Annotated in this window: 16 protein-coding genes; 6 read left to right on the forward strand and 10 right to left on the reverse strand. The window is 58.0% G+C overall.

What is annotated here, in order from left to right; genetic code table 11:
• Positions 1-107 precede the first annotated feature (107 nt).
• Complete coding sequence (locus CLU80_RS02940) at positions 108-980, reverse strand: LysR family transcriptional regulator (protein ID WP_099756705.1); 873 nt, start codon at positions 978-980, stop codon at positions 108-110.
• Between the two features lie 160 nt (positions 981-1,140).
• Here CLU80_RS02940 and ampC point away from each other — a divergent pair, with 160 nt between their 5' ends.
• Entirely contained in the window at positions 1,141-2,307 is a 1,167-nt protein-coding gene (gene ampC / locus CLU80_RS02945) for a class C beta-lactamase (RefSeq protein WP_099756706.1), read from the forward strand.
• Positions 2,308-2,370: 63 nt separating this feature from the next.
• Here the strand turns inward: ampC and CLU80_RS02950 are convergent, their stop codons facing one another.
• Both CLU80_RS02950 and CLU80_RS02955 read right to left on the reverse strand, forming a co-directional pair.
• The gene (locus CLU80_RS02950) at positions 2,371-2,637 is read right to left on the reverse strand and encodes a hypothetical protein (protein ID WP_099756707.1); all 267 of its coding nucleotides are present in this window, start codon (positions 2,635-2,637) and stop codon (positions 2,371-2,373) included.
• 16 nt (positions 2,638-2,653) lie between these two features.
• Complete coding sequence (locus tag CLU80_RS02955) at positions 2,654-2,980, reverse strand: DUF6124 family protein (protein WP_093433978.1); 327 nt, start codon at positions 2,978-2,980, stop codon at positions 2,654-2,656.
• A gap of 472 nt (positions 2,981-3,452) precedes the next feature.
• Here CLU80_RS02955 and CLU80_RS02960 point away from each other — a divergent pair, with 472 nt between their 5' ends.
• The gene (locus CLU80_RS02960) at positions 3,453-4,586 is read left to right on the forward strand and encodes an AAA family ATPase (protein ID WP_099756708.1); all 1,134 of its coding nucleotides are present in this window, start codon (positions 3,453-3,455) and stop codon (positions 4,584-4,586) included.
• A gap of 155 nt (positions 4,587-4,741) precedes the next feature.
• Here CLU80_RS02960 and CLU80_RS02965 read toward each other — a convergent pair whose 3' ends face one another.
• Positions 4,742-5,305 carry a DUF4174 domain-containing protein gene (locus CLU80_RS02965; protein ID WP_099756709.1) on the reverse strand — a complete coding sequence of 188 codons (564 nt, stop codon included), beginning with the start codon at positions 5,303-5,305 and terminating at the stop codon, positions 4,742-4,744.
• A 208-nt stretch (positions 5,306-5,513) separates the two neighbouring features.
• Here CLU80_RS02965 and CLU80_RS02970 point away from each other — a divergent pair, with 208 nt between their 5' ends.
• On the forward strand, positions 5,514-5,978 hold the full coding sequence (locus tag CLU80_RS02970; RefSeq protein WP_099756710.1) for a GNAT family N-acetyltransferase: 465 nt from the start codon (positions 5,514-5,516) through the stop codon (positions 5,976-5,978).
• 111 nt (positions 5,979-6,089) lie between these two features.
• On the opposite strand, the gene CLU80_RS02975 is transcribed toward CLU80_RS02970, so the two are convergent.
• The 3 genes from CLU80_RS02975 to CLU80_RS02990 form a co-directional block, all read right to left on the reverse strand.
• Positions 6,090-6,875 (reverse strand): sulfite exporter TauE/SafE family protein, encoded by a 786-nt coding sequence (locus CLU80_RS02975; protein ID WP_034154648.1) that lies wholly within the window; start codon positions 6,873-6,875, stop codon positions 6,090-6,092.
• A gap of 232 nt (positions 6,876-7,107) precedes the next feature.
• A complete protein-coding gene (locus CLU80_RS02985; protein WP_099756711.1) occupies positions 7,108-8,322 on the reverse strand; it encodes an MFS transporter in 1,215 nt (404 codons plus the stop codon).
• Between the two features lie 176 nt (positions 8,323-8,498).
• Positions 8,499-9,248: a hypothetical protein gene (locus CLU80_RS02990; protein WP_099756712.1), complete on the reverse strand. Its 750-nt coding sequence runs from the start codon at positions 9,246-9,248 to the stop codon at positions 8,499-8,501.
• 278 nt (positions 9,249-9,526) lie between these two features.
• Between CLU80_RS02990 and CLU80_RS02995 the strand changes: the two genes are divergently transcribed.
• Positions 9,527-10,675 (forward strand): aldose epimerase family protein, encoded by a 1,149-nt coding sequence (locus tag CLU80_RS02995; RefSeq protein WP_099756713.1) that lies wholly within the window; start codon positions 9,527-9,529, stop codon positions 10,673-10,675.
• A 212-nt stretch (positions 10,676-10,887) separates the two neighbouring features.
• Here the strand turns inward: CLU80_RS02995 and CLU80_RS03000 are convergent, their stop codons facing one another.
• Positions 10,888-11,334, reverse strand: coding sequence for a hypothetical protein (locus CLU80_RS03000; protein WP_099756714.1), 447 nt, complete (start codon positions 11,332-11,334; stop codon positions 10,888-10,890).
• A gap of 235 nt (positions 11,335-11,569) precedes the next feature.
• Entirely contained in the window at positions 11,570-12,001 is a 432-nt protein-coding gene (locus CLU80_RS03005; RefSeq protein ID WP_099756715.1) for a hypothetical protein, read from the reverse strand.
• A 277-nt stretch (positions 12,002-12,278) separates the two neighbouring features.
• Here CLU80_RS03005 and CLU80_RS03010 point away from each other — a divergent pair, with 277 nt between their 5' ends.
• Both CLU80_RS03010 and CLU80_RS03015 read left to right on the forward strand, forming a co-directional pair.
• Positions 12,279-13,100: an aldo/keto reductase gene (locus tag CLU80_RS03010; RefSeq protein ID WP_099756716.1), complete on the forward strand. Its 822-nt coding sequence runs from the start codon at positions 12,279-12,281 to the stop codon at positions 13,098-13,100.
• 25 nt (positions 13,101-13,125) lie between these two features.
• Positions 13,126-13,596 carry a DUF1810 domain-containing protein gene (locus tag CLU80_RS03015; protein ID WP_099756717.1) on the forward strand — a complete coding sequence of 157 codons (471 nt, stop codon included), beginning with the start codon at positions 13,126-13,128 and terminating at the stop codon, positions 13,594-13,596.
• Here the strand turns inward: CLU80_RS03015 and CLU80_RS03020 are convergent.
• A complete protein-coding gene (locus CLU80_RS03020) occupies positions 13,561-15,921 on the reverse strand; it encodes a DNA polymerase II (protein ID WP_286079692.1) in 2,361 nt (786 codons plus the stop codon). The genes CLU80_RS03015 and CLU80_RS03020 overlap by 36 nt on opposite strands.
• Positions 15,922-15,988 lie beyond the last annotated feature (67 nt).

The raw sequence follows: 15,988 nt of genomic DNA on the forward strand, positions 1-15,988 counted from the left end.
GGTCCCTGTAGGAGTGAGCCTGCTCGCGATAGCGGTGTGTCAGTTGATACCAATTTTGACTGACACACCGCTATCGCGAGCAGGCTCACTCCTACAAGGGTTTTGCATTAACCAGAGATTTGCAGCAGCCAGTTTTTAAAGGCGAGCATCGCCGCCGTTTCGGGACGCGACTGCAACCGCGTCAACCAGTAACTCCCCGTCGTAATCTCAATCGCAAACGGCTGACAAATCGCCTCCGCCGCCAGTTGCCGGGCGAACATCATTGGTGGCGCCAACGCCACCCCATTGCCCTGCAACGCAGCCTCCATCATCGCCAGCGACGAATCGAACACGATGCTCTGCGGCGGAGCAGCCTGGGTCGCCAAACCGGCAGCCTGAAACCACTCCGGCCATTCATCGGTGCGATAAGAGCGCAGCAGCGTTTGTTGCAGCAGATCTCCCGGCGAATGCAATTGCCGTGCGATTTCCGGCACGCACAACACCGACAGCGGCGCATCGAGCAAACGCGTCGCCTCGATGCCATGCCACGCCCCGGCACCGAAGCGTATCGCGTAATCCAAACCCTCAGCGGCGACATCCACGCGATTGTTGTTGGTCGACAGCCGCAAATCTATGAGCGGATGTTTCGTCCGGAAGTCCGCCAGCCTCGGCAACAGCCAACCCACGGCGAACGTACCCACCGCGCCAACGGTCAACATTTCGCGGTACTGTCCGCCAGCGAGGCGCTCCAGAATCTGCGCGATGTGATCGAACGAGGTGCTCAGCACCGGCAGCAAGGTTTCACCCTCACTGGTCAGCATCAGCCCACGGGGCAGGCGTTTGAACAGGGTTACGTTGAGTTGCGCCTCAAGGCTTTTCACCTGATGGCTGACCGCCGCTTGCGTGACGCACAGCTCCACGGCGGCGCGAGTGAAACTCAAATGACGCGCGGACGCTTCAAAGGCACGCAGCGCGTTGAGCGGCAATTGCGGTCGAATCATGCCCAGTCCCAAGTTTTTCTAATGGCTCGTGCGAGTTTTCGTCGTTTGTCGATTGGCGCCGCGCTGAATAAATTGGCGGCGCTGATCAGTCGCCAAACACAGAAATCGCCCGCAGTGTAGCGGGATAACGTCATCAACACTCATGGAGAGTGGTTCATTCATGTCATCCATTCAATCGAGCAAAGTCATTTCCTGCGCCGCTTTCGGTCTGCTCTTCGGCGCTAGTGCCTGCTTCGCCGCCGTGCCCGACGATGCGCAACTGTCAGCGCTGGTCAACGCGGCGGTGACGCCGGTGATGCAGCAGCAGAACGTTCCCGGCCTCACCGTAGCGCTGACCATCAACGGCAAGGCGCATTACTTTAACTACGGCGTCGCCAGTAAAGACACCGGGCAAAAAGTCAGCGAAAACACCTTGTTCGAAATCGGCTCGGTGAGCAAAACCTTCACTGCCACCCTGGCCGGTTACGCCCAGGCCACTGGCAAACTGGACCTGTCGACCAAGGCCAGCCAGCTCTGGCCTGAACTGAAAGGCAGCGCGTTCGACAACATTACTGTGCTGCAACTGGGCACCTACAGCGCCGGAGGCTTGCCACTGCAATTCCCGGACAGTGCGGATTCGTCTGACAAGATGCTCGGCTATTTCCAACAGTGGAAACCGGTATATCCCGCCGGCAGCCATCGCCAGTACTCCAATCCGAGTCTGGGCCTGTTCGGTTATCTGGCCGCTCAAAGCCTCGGCCAGCCGTTTGATCAGGCGATGACACAAACCCTGCTGCCTAAACTCGGTTTGCAGCACACCTACCTCAGCGTGCCGGCCGCGCAAATGGACCTGTATGCGCAGGGCTATGACAAGAACGGCAAACCGGTGCGCGTCACCCCCGGCGCCCTGGATTCGCAGGCCTACGGGGTGAAAACCAGCGCGGTGGACATGCTGCGTTACGTGCAGGCCAACCTGAAACCTGAAGCGCTGGAAGCCTCCCTGCAAAAAACCATCGCCAACACCCACACCGGGTACTACACCGTCGGCGATATGACTCAAGGTTTGGGTTGGGAGATGTACCGTTACCCGATCAGTCTCGAGCGTTTGCTCGCCGGCAACTCGACGGAAATGGCCATGGAGGCGCACAAGGTGCAGTGGCTGAACCCGCCGCAACCGCAGCCGCATGACGTGCTGATCAACAAGACCGGCTCTACCGGTGGTTTCGGGACTTACGTGGCGTTTGTGCCGAGCAAGGATGTTGGCATCGTGATCATGGCCAACAAGAACTTCCCGATTCCTGAGCGGGTGAAGATCGCCCATAAGATTCTCAGTGCTGTCGCCGATTAAAAGTTTCGCGTCAGGCAATAAAAATGGGCGACCTTTCGAGGTCGCCCTTTTTCGTTTCAGCCTTTAAAGCTGCGCCTGCAACTTCCAGCCGATGACATCCATCAAGTCGCAACTGTCCCGCAACGGGATCGCTATCACCCGGGCGAAATCCTGTAGCAGTAATGCGTCGTGGCCCTTGCCGTCTCCCAGCGCCAAGGTCTCCATTAATTGCGTCACACAGCGCAAACGGTAAGCCGCTGTGCCGTGCAGCACATCCACCGGTGCTTCGCTGTCGATCAACAGACTGGGAATCTTGCAGTCGATCCCGGTAATCGGAATGTATCGCGCCATGTTTGAACCTCCCTGTTCAATGTTGCGTCGCCGCCGGTGGATCGAGATTGTCCAGCGCTCGGTTGACCAGCAACTCGCCGAGTACGGCCAACTGCTGAATCGACAAGGCAAGGCTACGCGGCGAACCTTGCAGTTCAGCGGCCAGGTCGGTGGTCAGGACGTTCAATGAAGCGAGGGTTTCGCAAGCGTGGCAGAGCAGCGTGGGGGTATCGATATCGGGGAGGATGGTGAAGAGGTGGCTGATGGGATCGGGGTGACGGGGGTTGCGTAAGCGGGGGTTGTTGGCATCGAAGGACCCTGAATCCATGGGGGATTCGGGGGGACTTGGAGTGTGTTTTTTCATTAGTAAATCCTCGGGACATTCAAAGAAAAAACTGCCGAACTCACTTCCACGAGAGGGTGGCAGCTTTGCGCAGGGGTGGAAGTCCGGGGAAACCCGAGGAACCCGGTGCACTCGAGAGTGCTCCTGCGCATCGCTGCCATAAGCAAACAATGTTGGCATAAAAACCACCAACATGTGTTTACAGGCGCAACGCGCTCTCGGGAATCACCGGACTTCCACATCCGACCACTGTGTTTTGCAGCGGCCAAAGAAGACTATCCCTCCTCTCCCAACCCCACCAGTTCACCACCGCCGCCGCGACTTGCAGGAAAAATCCGCGAGACCCGAAGGAGCTTTGTGTAAGACATTTCGGCCGGCACATGCTGCAACGACTTTGTATTAGCGAATGAATTTGTTGTATCTACACTGCATCGAGTCAATCTTTGGACGAGGATGGCGTCGGGCAAAAAACAGTCATTCGAAGGGCGCAGTGATGGAAATCAAAAGTTTGAAACTTGCGGATGTCGGACACTTTGGCGACATGGATATTCAGTTTGCCCCCACCCCAACACACCGTTCGAACATCACGGTGCTGGTGGGAAACAACGGCAGCGGAAAAACCACCATTCTCAAATCCCTGAATATTTGTCTGAGCTGGCTGATCGCAAAAATTCGCTCCAATAAAGGCAATGGCAAATACCTTGTCGATGAAGATATTCGCAACGGCGCCTCAGGAGCTGTCCTCTCGATTGGCATCACCGACGTTTCACATCCGCGCGCAGCTGAGAGTGGTGCGGGTTCCGAAAACGAATTGTTCGTATGGGGCGCTGCCCGAAGTCGCCAAGAAGGTGCTGTTTCGGGCCGTGGATATTTAAACGAAGTCAGACTGCTTGCAGACCACTACCGCACTCAACTCACCGCCGACGATAGTGCCTCACTCCCGCTGATCGCTTATTACCCGGCCGAACGTTGCGTTTTAGAAGTCCCGCTGAAAATCAGCGGCAAACAAGCCTTCGATCAACTCGACGGCTACGACACCAGTTTTCACGGGGGTGCCGATTTTGGCAGTTTTTTCGAATGGTTCCGCGAACGCGAAGACAGCGAAAACGAAGACGGGATTTCCGATACCGCACTGGCCGAAATGGCGGAAAAATTCGGTACTGACAGCGACGCCTGGAAAACGCTGGCCAATGTGAAAGCCTCCACTCGCGATCGCCAATTGACTGCCGTTCGTTCGGCCCTCACCGCATTCATGCCGGATTTCACTAACCTGCGCGTGCAACGCAAACCGCACTTGCATATGGCTATCGACAAGCATGGCGCGACATTCAATGTCACTCAGCTCTCGCTTGGCGAAAAGTCGATGATTGCGTTGGTGGGTGACATGGCCAGGCGTCTGGCGATGATGAATCCATCGATGGACAACCCGCTGCACGGCGATGGCATTGTTCTGATCGACGATGTGGAATTGCGCATGGATCCGCAATGGCAGCTCGGTCTGATTGCACAGTTAAGTACGACCTTTCCCAATTGCCAGTTCGTGTTGACCACGCATTCTCCACTGGTCGTAGGTGATACCAAAGGTGTGCTGGTTTACCTGCTTGATGAGGGCGATAGCCGTGGGTAGACAGGTTGCAGTGAGGGCTTCGGTGTCCGCAAATATGTAGGAGTGAGCCTGCTCGCGATAGCGGTGTATCAGTCAACGCTGATGGTGACTGATACACCGCTATCGCGAGCAGGCTCACTCCTACAGGGGACGCGTTTTATTCAGTGACAGCGCGATCAATCATCCGGCATTTCCGGCGGCTTGCTCGGTTTCGCAGGCTTGGTCGGCTTCGCGTTCTTCGCGCCTTTGGCAGGTTCCGGCGTAGCAGCGACCGGCGCCTGAGCCGCAGCGGCCGCTTCCTTCTCAGCCATCGGCATGGCATCGATGGTGTCAAAGATCTTCTTCAAATCCACCGATTTCGCTTCATCCCCCGAGGCCGAAAGCTTGGTCTCGCCGTCCTTGCCCACCAGGAACACTTTCGGATACGCCCCGGCACCGAGCTTCAGCGAGCGCAGCAGTGCCATGGTGTCTTGCTGGCCCATGTCTTTGCCGTCGAGCTGGCCGGACATGTTGAGGATGGTGTAAACCTTGATGTTGCGGTCGGCTACGCCTTTTTTGTTCGCGGGGTCTTCCAGCGACTTTTTCAGGGCTACCCACACGGGGTCGACCGTGCTTTGTGCGATCACGATCAGCGGTCGGGCGCGGCCCATGTCCCCGGCGATGGGCGAATCGTTGTCAGCGGCGAACAAGGGGCCGGCAATCGCCAGCAAGAGTGTCAGGGTCAATGACCTGATGAGCATGCGCATCTCCTTTTGATATCCACGCTCTAATGATTGCGCATCGTGGCGATTGTTCCGGGACAACCCGGCAAATATCTTCCGCCTAGTCAGAAGCTTAGGACAGGCGCGACATTGCGCAACATATCCGAGGTGATCGCAACGCGGATTTGATTACCTTTTATGACCGCATTAGGGTGGTGGTTCTGCCAATGGAATGGAGTTCAGCCACATGCACATCGATTACCTGTGCGATCACCCCGAATTGATCGAAGAACTGGCCACGCTCAACTTCAAGGAGTGGGGCGAGTTTCGTCCCGGGCAAACCGTCGAGGACCGTATCGAACACATGCGCGAATCCTGCGGCAAAGGCGCAGTGCCCAGCGTGGTGGTAGCGCTTGAGGGTTCACGTTTGCTGGGCGGCGCGCTGCTGATCGAAAGCGATCTGAAGCTGCGCCCGAACCTGACGCCATGGCTGGCGGGGGTTTATGTGAAGGCTGAGGAGCGCGGTCGCGGGATTGCTTCGCAACTGGTCGATCGAGTGGTTGCAGAAGCGGCGGCGCTAGGCGTGCCCGAGTTGTATCTGTACACCGACACGTCGCAGTCGCTGTATGCGCGACTGGGTTGGGAAGTGGTTGAAGAGCTGGTCTACGACGATTTGCCGGTGACGGTGATGAAATACGCCACCCGCCAGTAAGAACACCCGTAGGAGCTGCCGAAGGCTGCGATCTTTTGATCTTTAAAAACAACATCAAGAGATCGCAGCCTGCGGCAGCTCCTACATGAGACCGTATTTGGCGGGGCCAGATCAGAACGCCAGTTTGTAGCCGATCAGCACCAGCATCGTCGCCAGGCACGGGCGCAGCACTTCATCGGAGATGCGTCCGGTCAGGTGGCTGCCGAGCCAGATGCCTGGCAGAGAACCCACCAGCAAAAAGCCCAGCACGCCCCAATCCATGTTGCCCATGCTCGCGTGGCCGAGGCCTGCAACCAGGGTCAGCGGCACGGCGTGGGCGATTTCGGTGCCGACCAGACGCCGGGTCGGCAGCAGCGGATAGAGGATGAACAGCGCGACAGTGCCGAGGGCGCCGGCACCGATCGAGGTCAGGGCGACCATGGTGCCGAGGATCAGACCGGTGATCACAGTCATCACGTTCAGGCGCGAACCGCTCGGGTTGTAGTTGCCGCCGGCGCGTTTGTGGGCGAAGTCGAGCAAGCGTTTCTTGAAGAAGATCGCCAGCGCCGTGGCGAACAGGACGAAGCCCAATGCCTGTTTGATGATGGCGTTCATCGCGTCCGGCGCGGTGTGCAGGGTGCTGAGGAACCACAAGGTCATAGCCACCGCCGGCACGCTGCCGAGGGTCAGCCAACCGGTGATGGCCCAGTCGATGTTCTTGTTTTTGCGATGGACGAGTACGCCACTGGATTTGGTAATGGCGGCGTACAGCAGGTCAGTGCCCACCGCCGTTGCCGGGTTGATGCCGAACCACAGCAGGATCGGCGTCATCAACGAACCACCGCCGACACCGGTCATGCCGACAATAAAACCCACCACCAGCCCGGCAATCACCAGGCCGAAATTTGCCAATTCCATTAAACCGTCCAGAAAAACGACAGGAAAAATCTGGCCCGCAGCATAGCGATTTTTCTTATAACCACATATATCGATGCGGTCTATCGTTATGCCATATCGAACTCACCACAATTATCCCCTGTGGGAGCGAGCTTGCTCGCGAAGGCGTTGTGTCAGTCGACAGGTAAATTGAATGACCCACCGCATTCGCGAGCAAGCTCGCTCCCACAGGGTGAAGCGGTGGTTTCCAGAGTTAATGCACCCTTCGACCCGGTTTGAAGCTATGGGTTTTGTTGATCCAGACAGTGGCCAGCGCGATCAGCGACAAAATCAGCAACGCCCACGGAAACGACATCGCCCCGGCCCGATCCAGCAACAACCCGCCAAACAAGCCGCCACCGGCAATCGCTACGTTCCAGGACGTGGTGAGCATCGCCTGCACCACGTCGACGTGATCACCGGCCGAGTCCGCCGCCGAGGTCAGCAGCAACGTGGCCGAGCCACCAAACGACAGGCCCCACACCGCCATGCAGGCGTAAATGACCAGCGGTGACGGCGCCGCCAGCGCCAAGACCAATGCCGTCAGCGCAAACACCGCAAGGCTGATCAGCGTTAGCCAGCGCAACCAGCGATCCACCAGCATGCCGATGATCCAGATCCCCACCAGCGAACACAGGCCAAACACCAGCAGCACCAGATCGACCCGGTCAGCCAATCCGGCCTGCATCAGAAACGGCGCGATGTAGGTGTAGAGAATGTTGTGTCCGAGCATCCACGTCAGCACCACGAACAACACCGGTCGCACACCCGGCAGGCGCATCGATTCGAGCAGCGGCAGACGCTCGTCACTGGCCTGCCCCGGACGATCCGGCACGGCGATGACAATCCACGCCGCCAACACCAGGGCCAGCGCCGACATGATCCCGAACGACGCGCGCCAGCCGATCAGATTGCCCAGCCACGTCCCTGCCGGCGTGCCCAGTGACAACGCCACCGGCGTGCCGAGCATGGCAATCGCCAGCGCCCGCCCCTGCTGATGCACCGGCACGATGCCGCGCGCGTAGCCAGCCATGATCCCCCACGACAGCCCCGCCGCCATCCCGGCGAGAAAACGCGAAGCCAGGGTCAGACCGTAATGGCTGGAGAATGTGGTGACAGTGTTGAATATCAGAAACCCGCCGACCGTCATCAACAACACCCGCCGCCGAGGCCAACCGCGCGTGGCGACGGTCAGCGGGATCGCCGCGACAATCGAACCCAGCGCGTACAGCGTCACCAGTTGCCCGGCGAGCACTTCGCTGACATCGAGCCCGGCGCCGATCTGCGGCAGCAGCCCGGCGGGCAGGGTTTCGGTGAGGATGGCAATGAAACCGGTCATGGCGAACGCCAGCAACGCGGCATAGGGCAATTTGTCCGCACGGGCGGTGCGGTCGACGCGGCTGAAATCGGCGCTGGCGGGGTCGGTCATGACGGGTGCGGCTCCATTTTGATCAATAGCGGTGACGGATTGTATACAAAAATCACCTGCACTATTGATTCAATGTGGGAGCGAGCCTGCTCGCGAATGCGCTCTTTCAGGCACTGAAGTGTTGATTGATCCACCGCTTTCGCGAGCAGGCTCGCTCCCACATTGGATCTCTGCACTCACTGCACCGGCAGGAAATTCAAAAACAACAAACTCTGCGCGTAGTTAAGGCCGATCCGCCGGTAACGCTCATCAAGCATCTGCGTGATCAGATCCAGTCGCGCAACGATTTTGCCGAACTCGGTGGCGAAGCTCAGGTTGCTGCCCTCCTCCGAGATCTCATTGGAAAACAGTAGCGGCTGGCCTTCTTTGTTTTGTCGCTGGGACAAAATCCACGTGGCTTTTTCGATATTGCGTGCAGCGTTGTGAACGAACGTCGGGTTGATCGCATCGGTCATGTAGAACTCAGTGCGATTGCCATGGGCGGTGACCAGCATGCTGCCGATGGCATAGATGAACGCGCCGACACGGTCGCCGAGAAACTCCGGACTCATCGCATAGCTGAGCGCCGCCAGATCTTTTCGACCGCCAAGCACCGGCAACGGCTGTTGCTGCTCCACGGCCATCCGCACCTGCTTCACAGCGGCATGGATGTTGAGAAACCCTGACTTGCGCAGCTCGTCCGGGTTGCGCAGGTACAGCTTGGCTTGCAAGCGGTAAAGACTGCTGAGGTTGTCGCGCATCGCCAGCGTGGCCATGCGGTCGACGCTGGTCTGCAGGAACTCCTGCGGCTGCCCTTCACGCATCTGATTGAAGAAGCCGTTGCCGTCCTGGTGACTGCAACCACTGAACAGCAGCGACGACAAACAGGCCAGCAACAGGCACGGGCGGCGGAAAAAAGCAGCGATCAGGGCAAAAGCTCTCGGCATGAAATCTCGAACAGGCACATTCCTGTGCGGCGGGAGTCACCGCATCCTGGCCATGGATAGAGCCGCCGATTGCGAAAAAGTGCAGTGCACCGAATGCCCGGTCGTCCTTGCACCTACTACGACTTGCAATTTAGTCTGTCTTTATTGTTGAAATAAACGATTAATCAGCTATAAATTTTCACCTGATGAGTATTTAGTATGACTACTTTGTTTTTTCGGTGATCAACATACCGATAGAACGCCGCTTTCAAAAACAACAACAAAAAGGAAGGTCAACCATGCTTCAATCCCGTCACCTGCTCTCCGGCCTCGGACTGTCCCTGATGATCGCCACCCTCTCCGCCAACGCGGCCGGCCTCAGCGCCGAACACAAAGCTTTCGGCAAAACCAATGACGGCACGCCCGTCGAGCAATACATCCTGCGCAACAGCCACGGCATGCAAGCCACTGTCATCACCTACGGCGCGACCCTGCAATCGCTGAAAGTCGCCGACAAGCACGGCAAGTTCGACGACGTCGTGCTTGGCTTCGATGATGTACAGGGTTACCAGAAAGGCACCGCCTACTTCGGCGCAACCATCGGCCGCTTCGGCAATCGCCTCGCCGAAGGTGCGTTCGAACTGGACGGCAAGCGCTATCAAGTGCCGCAAAACGACAAGACCAACGCGCTGCACGGCGGCCCGCAGGGCTTCGACAAGAAAGTCTGGAAAGCGCAGGAAACCAAAGACAAGGATTCCGTCGGCGTGACCCTGACCTATCTCTCGGCGGACGGTGAAATGGGCTTCCCCGGCAACCTCACCACCGAGGTGACCTATCGCCTCACCGACAACAACGAGCTGCGCATCGACTACAAGGCCAGCACCGACAAACCGACCGTGCTCAACCTGACCAACCACAGCTATTTCAACCTCGCCGGCGCCGGCAATGGCGACATCCTCAAACAGGTCGCCACCCTGCACGCCAGCCATTACACCCCGGTCACCGCCAAACTGATCCCGACCGGCGAACTGGCGCCCGTGGCCGGCACGCCGATGGACTTTACCAAGCCGACCGCGATTGGCACGCACATCAAGGCTGATCATCCGCAGCTGAAATTCGCTGAGCCGAAACAGGGTGGGTTTGACTTCAACTGGGCGCTGGATACCAAGGGTGATATCGGCAAAGTTGCGACTGAGGTCAGCGATCCGCAGTCCGGTCGTGTTCTGCAGTTGTTCACCACGGAACCGGGCGTGCAGTTCTATACCAGCAACTTCCTCGACGGCACCGTCAAGGGCAAGGGTGGCAAGGTGTATCCGCACTGGGGCGCGTTTACCCTGGAGACTCAGCACTATCCGGATTCACCGAATCAGCCGGACTTCCCGAGTACTCGGCTTGATCCGGGGCAGACCTACAGCCACAGCGTGGTGTTGAAGTTCTCCGCCAAATAACCTCCAACGCTGATCGTTCCCACGCTCCGCGTCCCTTCGCGAACTGGAACGCGGAGCGTCCCTTGAGGCATTCCATTGTTGCGCGTGGGAACGATCAATCACCAAGGAGATTACAGACCCACACGCTCCAATCCCTGGCGCATGCCTTGATCCGCCTGCTCGCACCACTGCTTCAGCGTCAGACTCGGCGGCAGATTGCCTCCTCTTGATCGCTACTCTGCGGTGCGGGTTACTCTTGTGGCCGCCTGCTCAAATGCATGCCCGAAATCGCCAATCCTATTGATCATTTCGAAAAACCAATCAATAGACTCCTGCACGAAATCCTCATCAGAAACTCTGTCGGGATACATCACGCAAAATAAGGCTCTGACTGCAGCGTCTTCATTGTCTTCAATCTCTACATCACGCCCTTTCGCTTCCAGGAAATCCCAACATTTAATTCTGGCAGCATTCAATTCGTTCTTATTCTTTGCACCCTCAAACCAGTATCTGCGCGCTACTGCAAACGCGTCTCTGACAATAGTGGACACTTGTTCGTCTTGAAGAACCATACCGATACCCGCGCACATGAACTTCATTACGTCCCGAGACGCTTCAGCTTCATCCTTACCATTGGTTAAGCGATTTGAAAAATCAACAATTTTCTCATGACTAACCATGGTGAGCTCCAACCTGAAATCCGGTGGCGCAGGCTGTCGGGAACGTCCGTGGTCTCGCACCTCACCGGAGAGAAATACGAGGGATCTCGAAAAGCTCTACACAGTCATCGAACCGAAGCCTAATTCTGACCTGCTGACGCCATTGCCATCCAAATATCCTTATTCCTTTAGGCGTCAGCGGCAAGTTTCGCCTCACAGTGCCACTACACTGATCCTTGCCTAGCGAACTTAAATTTCATTTAAATTCAAAATACTCAATCATCATTATCATTGGCATTGTCATATCAACTTTCAAGAATCCCAGCACCTCAAAAAACCATGAAAGATTATCTCCCATTACAGAAACATCATCTTCATCATTTGACAGCAGGCAGATAGCTAGCCGCGCCAGTAATACGTCCTTATCTTGAAAGTCACGTATTGCGCCTATCTCATCGATTTTAGCCCACCAAACCGAAGCCTCGGCCTTACAGACTTCAATTGGGATCTTGCCTTCCACATAGTCTTTAGCAAGACGCAAAGGATCATTCTCACAATCAGAGAATTTGATATCCAAAGCATCCACAACCTTGACCAAAAATCCGATCTGCTGCTTGAGCGCTTCGCGATTGTCAGATGGCCGAATAATCGCGCCAACGTTATATTTCTTAAAATCAATTTGATTCATACGACGTTAACCTTGAAATGTTGTAAAAGGTCGGCACACGAGGAGCAGGGAGCCTTGTTTGTGCCATGACCATTTCCGGAGCCACCAATATTAACGGTCCGAATGGTTCCTCCAGCAGGATCAATACCTGCATTCATAGCTTTATCCAAGCAAAACCGGGTGAAAACAGGCAAGGCACTGCGCAACTTCTTGCGCACTTGTACGGGTAGATGAAGGAACCCCTGCGCTATCCTGCTGCCCACTAAAAGGTATCGACACATTCAGCAAGGAGGTTTGCATGCCTACCCTCGAATTGGCCGGCGTGCAGGTGCCGGTGATTGGCCAGGGCACCTGGCGCATGGGTGAAGACCGCTCGGCGCACAAGCGTGAAGTGGCGGCGCTGCGCACGGGGATCGAGCTGGGCATGACCCTGATCGACACGGCGGAAATGTACGCCGAGGGCGGCGCCGAAAGCGTGGTTGGCGAAGCCATTGCCGGTCTGCGCGATCAGGTGTTTCTGGTGAGCAAGGTCTACCCGCACAACGCCAGCCGCAAAGGCATCCCGCAGGCCTGCGAGCGCAGTCTGCGGCGGCTCGACACCGATTACATCGACCTCTATCTGTTGCACTGGCGCGGCCAGTATCCGCTGGAAGAAACCGTCGAAGCCTTTGAACGCCTGTGCGAGGACGGCAAGATCGGTCGTTGGGGCGTGTCGAATTTCGATGTCGACGATCTCGAAGAACTCTCCAGTTCGGTCTGCGCGACCAATCAGGTGCTCTACAACCTCGAAGAGCGCGGTATCGAATTCGATCTGCTGCCGTGGTGCCAACACCAGCGCATGCCGCTGATGGCTTACTGCCCGATTGGCCAAGGCGGCGCGATGCTGGCTGAACCGCTGCTGAATGAGATTGCCGCTCGTCATGGCGTAACCCCCGCACAGGTTTCGCTGGCGTGGATTCTGCGTCAGGATGGTGTGATTGCGATTCCCAAGGCTGTGCGACCGGAACACGTGCAACTCAATGCACAAGCCGCGCGACTGCAACTGGAGGCCGGGGATCTGGCGGCGCTGGACCAGGTTTTTAAAGCGCCACAACGCAAGCAGCGGCTGGCCATGGTCTGAGCCGCCGACTGGCGAGGGCTTCGCGATGAGAAGCACAGATCAGTACGACCCGTTCAACCTGCAACGTTTTGTCCAGGCCCAGGACCCGGTGTTCGAGCGCGTGCAACGCGAACTTGATGAGGGCCGCAAACGCAGCCACTGGATGTGGTTTGTCTTTCCGCAGTTCGCCGGCCTGGGCGGCAGTGAAATGTCCCGGCGCTTCGCCATCGGTTCAGCCGAGGAAGCCCGGGCCTATCTGGCCCACGAGCTGCTCGGCGCGCGCCTGCGTACCTGCACGCAGTTAGTACTGAAGGTGCAACAGCGCTCGATCGCGGAGATTTTCGGCCATCCCGATGACCTGAAGTTTCATTCCTCGATGACCCTGTTCGCCCAGTTTGCCGCTGAAGACAGCGTGTTCACCCAAGCGCTGGAGCGCTACTTCCACGGCATTCTCGATGAATGGACGCTGCAGTTGCTCGACTCAAAACAGGCCCAGTTGCCCCCCGATCAGGGTTGAGAAATCGTCGTCGACAAACGGCAGAATCGCATCCGCCACCGGTTGCAGTTGCCGGGTGATGTAGTGGTCGTAGTCGATGGCGGCGCGGCGCACTTCCAATGGCTCCGGGCCGGCCAGGGTGATGACGTAGCTGATCCAGCCGCCGTTCTGGTATTGCCGTGGGCGCCCGTGCTGCGCGTTGTAGTCGTCGGCCAGCCGCGCCGCACGCACATGCGGCGGTACGTTGCGCTCGTAATCGTCGAGGGTGCGGCGCAGGCGTTTGCGGTACACCAGCCGATCATCGAATTCGCCGGCAAGGGTTTTGCGCACGTAGTCGCGCACGTAATCCTGATAGGGCTTGCGCTGGAAAATCCGCTCGTAGAGTTCCTGCTGGAATTGCCGGGCCAGCAGCGACCAATCGGTGCGCACGGTTTCCAGACCTTTGTAGACCATTTCATCGCTGCCGTCGGCACGGGTGACCAGACCGGCATAACGTTTCTTGCTGCCCTCCTCCGCGCCGCGAATGGTCGGCATCAGGAAACGTTTGTAGTGAATTTCGAATTGCAGTTCGAGGGCGCTTTCTAGCCCATATTCTTCACGCACATGCGCGCGCCACCAGTCGTTGACGTGCTTGACCAGCGCATGACCGATGCTGGCCGCTTCTTCCTGCCCGTGCGGACGACGCAGCCAGACGAAGGTCGAGTCGGTGTCGCCGTAGATCACCGCGTGGCCCTGCTCTTCAATCAACTTGCGCGTGCGCAGCATGATCTCGTGACCACGCAAGGTGATCGATGAAGCCAGCCGCGTATCGAAGAAGCGGCAACCGCTGGAGCCGAGCACGCCGTAGAAGGCGTTCATGATGATTTTCAGCGCTTGCGACAGCGGTGCGTTGTGTTCGCGCTTAGCGGTCTCGCGGCCCTCGGCAACACGCGAGACGATCGCTGGCAGGCAATGGCGAGTACGCGAGAACCTTGCGCCACGGAAACCCGCCACGGAGTCGGCGTCATCCGGGTGTTGCAGGCCTTCGATCAGGCCCACCGGGTCGATCAGAAAGGTGCGGATGATCGACGGATACAGGCTCTTGTAATCGAGCACCAGCACCGATTCGTACAAGCCCGGTTGCGAGTCCATGACAAACCCGCCGGGGCTGGCCTGCGGCGGATTGGTGCCGAGGTTCGGCGCAACAAAACCCTGGCGGTGCATCAACGGCATGTACAGATGCGTGAATGCTGCCACCGAGCCGCCACTGCGATCGGCCGGCAGCCCGGTGACGCTGGCACGTTCCAGCAAAAAGGTCAGCAATTCAGTCTTGGCGAAGATCCGCGTGACCAGTTCGCAGTCCTTAAGGTTGTACTTGGCCAGCGCCGGTTTGTCCTCGGCGAACATGCGGTTGATTTCGTCCATGCGCTGGTACGGGTTGTCGATGGACTTGCCTTCGCCGAGCAGGGTCTGGGCGACGTTTTCCAGACTGAACGACGGGAAACTCCAGGTCGCTGAACGCAGGGACTCGATGCCGTCGATGATCAGCCGTCCCGCCGCCGAGGCGAAGTAGTGATTGCGGCTGCCGTGTTCGCGCCATTGCATTTCTTCGCCGCCACGGCCGATCTTCAGCGGCACGCCGAGGCGCCGCGCGTGTTCGTGGAGGATGCGTAGATCGAACTGCACGACGTTCCAGCCAATGATCGCGTCGGGGTCGTGGCGCGCGAACCAGTCATTGAGCTTCTTCAGAATGATGGTGCGCGAGTCGCAGTATTCGAGGTCGAAATCGACGATGCTGTTATCGCCGTTCGGCGCGCCGAGCATGTATACCTGACGTTCGCCGCAACCTTCGAGGGCAATCGAATACAACTCACCGGTTTCGGTGGTTTCGATGTCGAGCGAGACCAGACGCAGCTTCGGTCGATAATCGGGGTCAGGTTTGAGCTGGGCATTGAGCAACACGCCGTCGGCATCGGGCGTGCCGCTGAACTGCACCGGCGCAGTGATGAAGCGCTCCATCAGGTAGCGTTCCGGCGGGCGTACATCGGCTTCGAACACGTCGACCCCGTTGCGGTTGAGCGCGGTTTCCAGGCGCATCAACTGGCCGTGTTGCTGGCAATACAGACCGAGCACCGGGCGATGCTCGAAATCCTGCAAGGCCAGCGGGCGCAGTTCGACATTCTTCTCGTCGTGCAGCAGACGTTCGGCCGCTGCGCGCTGCTCGGCGGGAATAAACGCCACCGACGGCTGATGCGGCAAACGCACACGGCGCGGCCCGGCGTCAGTCGCCAGCCAGAACTCGACTTCGGTGCCGGCCGCGGTATCGCGCCAATGCCGGGTCAGGACGAAGCCCTGCGGTAAATCCACCACTGCAACCTCAGAAATTGAAACAGAGGGGCATTCTACGCGGCATTACCCGGGATGACCCTGGCGA

Source organism: Pseudomonas sp. 29 (genome assembly GCF_002754355.1).
Taxonomy (GTDB): Bacteria; Pseudomonadota; Gammaproteobacteria; order Pseudomonadales; family Pseudomonadaceae; genus Aquipseudomonas; species Aquipseudomonas neuropathica.

Coding starts and splice junctions, on each gene's coding strand:
- CLU80_RS02940 (WP_099756705.1), bottom strand. CDS start 980: ATGATTCGACCGCAATTGCCGCTCAACGCGCTGCGTGCCTTTGAAGCG.
- ampC (WP_099756706.1), top strand. CDS start 1,141: ATGTCATCCATTCAATCGAGCAAAGTCATTTCCTGCGCCGCTTTCGGT.
- CLU80_RS02950 (WP_099756707.1), bottom strand. CDS start 2,637: ATGGCGCGATACATTCCGATTACCGGGATCGACTGCAAGATTCCCAGT.
- CLU80_RS02955 (WP_093433978.1), bottom strand. CDS start 2,980: ATGAAAAAACACACTCCAAGTCCCCCCGAATCCCCCATGGATTCAGGG.
- CLU80_RS02960 (WP_099756708.1), top strand. CDS start 3,453: ATGGAAATCAAAAGTTTGAAACTTGCGGATGTCGGACACTTTGGCGAC.
- CLU80_RS02965 (WP_099756709.1), bottom strand. CDS start 5,305: ATGCTCATCAGGTCATTGACCCTGACACTCTTGCTGGCGATTGCCGGC.
- CLU80_RS02970 (WP_099756710.1), top strand. CDS start 5,514: ATGCACATCGATTACCTGTGCGATCACCCCGAATTGATCGAAGAACTG.
- CLU80_RS02975 (WP_034154648.1), bottom strand. CDS start 6,875: ATGGAATTGGCAAATTTCGGCCTGGTGATTGCCGGGCTGGTGGTGGGT.
- CLU80_RS02985 (WP_099756711.1), bottom strand. CDS start 8,322: ATGACCGACCCCGCCAGCGCCGATTTCAGCCGCGTCGACCGCACCGCC.
- CLU80_RS02990 (WP_099756712.1), bottom strand. CDS start 9,248: ATGCCGAGAGCTTTTGCCCTGATCGCTGCTTTTTTCCGCCGCCCGTGC.
- CLU80_RS02995 (WP_099756713.1), top strand. CDS start 9,527: ATGCTTCAATCCCGTCACCTGCTCTCCGGCCTCGGACTGTCCCTGATG.
- CLU80_RS03000 (WP_099756714.1), bottom strand. CDS start 11,334: ATGGTTAGTCATGAGAAAATTGTTGATTTTTCAAATCGCTTAACCAAT.
- CLU80_RS03005 (WP_099756715.1), bottom strand. CDS start 12,001: ATGAATCAAATTGATTTTAAGAAATATAACGTTGGCGCGATTATTCGG.
- CLU80_RS03010 (WP_099756716.1), top strand. CDS start 12,279: ATGCCTACCCTCGAATTGGCCGGCGTGCAGGTGCCGGTGATTGGCCAG.
- CLU80_RS03015 (WP_099756717.1), top strand. CDS start 13,126: ATGAGAAGCACAGATCAGTACGACCCGTTCAACCTGCAACGTTTTGTC.